The organism is Microvirga sp. HS2, from assembly GCF_055792805.1.
Genome location: NZ_JBVVAJ010000095.1, coordinates 1 through 1,306 on the forward strand (window position 1 = coordinate 1; position 1,306 = coordinate 1,306).

At 63.5% G+C, this 1,306-nt stretch carries 1 protein-coding gene; it reads right to left on the reverse strand.

Annotated features, from left to right (window positions below; all coding sequences use genetic code 11):
* Window positions 1–36: 36 nt before the first annotated feature.
* The gene (locus ACS5Q0_RS27455; RefSeq protein ID WP_473129785.1) at window positions 37–1,251 is read right to left on the reverse strand and encodes an IS256 family transposase; all 1,215 of its coding nucleotides are present in this window, start codon (window positions 1,249–1,251) and stop codon (window positions 37–39) included.
* Window positions 1,252–1,306: the final 55 nt, after the last annotated feature.

Sequence of the window (1,306 nt, forward strand, 5' to 3'; positions counted from 1 at the left end):
GGGACTGTCGGAATTTCCGTGTAAGGGCCGGGTTCATCATCCCAGCCTGAAGCGGCCTTCGAACAGAATGGCGAACTGGGCTTTCGCCATGCTCCACTCCCGTGGCGGCATCTTCCACTCTTTCTGCGTCTGCCTCAAGACCAGGAACAACAGCTTGAACGCGCTCTCGTCGGTGGGAAAGTGCCCGCGGACCCGCACCGCCCGGCGCAGCTTGGCATTGAGCGCCTCAATGGCGTTGGTGGTGTAGATGATCCGGCGCACTTCCTCGGGAAAGGCAAAGAACGGGATCACCGCCGCCCAATTGCGCCGCCAGGACGGTGCGATCGCCTCGTACTTGCGGCCCCACGGCGAGGCTGCAAACGCCTCCAAGGCCGCCTGGCCGGCCTCGGCATCCTTGGCCCGGTAGATGTCCTTCAACGCCGCCGCCACCGCTTTGCGATCCTTGTACGAGACAAAGGCCAGCGACGAGCGGATCAGATGCACGATGCAGGTCTGAACCTGGGCCTCGGGGAACACCGCCGTGATCGCCTCGGGAAAGCCCTTGAGGCCATCCACCACCGCAATCAGCACGTCCTCGACGCCACGGGTGCGCAGTTCGTTCATCACCCGCAGCCAGAATTTGGCTCCTTCGCTCTGCTCGATCCATAAGCCCAGGATCTCCTTGGCGCCGTCGGGCCGCACCCCAAGGGCGAGATAAACCGCCTTGTTGCGTACCGTGCCCTCATCGCGCACCTTGACCCGCAGCGCGTCGAAGAACACCAGGGCGTAGAGCGCCTCCAAGGGGCGGTTCTGCCACTCCGCGATCTCCTCCAGCACCGCATCGGTGACCGCACTGACCAGATCCGGCGAGACCTCGATCCCATACAGATCGCGCAGGTGGCCCTGGATCTCACGCACGCTCATGCCGCGGGCGTACATCGACACGATCTTCTCATCAAAGCCGGGAAAGCGGCGCTGGTACTTGGCGATCAGCTGCGGATCGAACGTCGCCAGGCGATCACGCGGGATCTCCAGGGCGATCTTGCCGGTGTCGGTGAGCACACTCTTGCGGCCATAGCCGTTGCGGCTGTTGCCGGCCTCATTCTCCTGCTCGAGATGGTGGTCCATCTCGGCATTGAGCGCCCGCTCGGCCAGAGCCTTCTTCAGCTCGTCGAGCAGGCCGTCCTTGGCGAACGCTGATTGAGCGTCAGCCCCGGCCAGCAACTGATCGAGCAGATGGTCGGGTATCCGGGGGTCCTTGCGGCGTGCCATGCGATGTCTCCCTCATGATCATCGTAAGGCCCCACACGAAATTCCTGATAGTCCC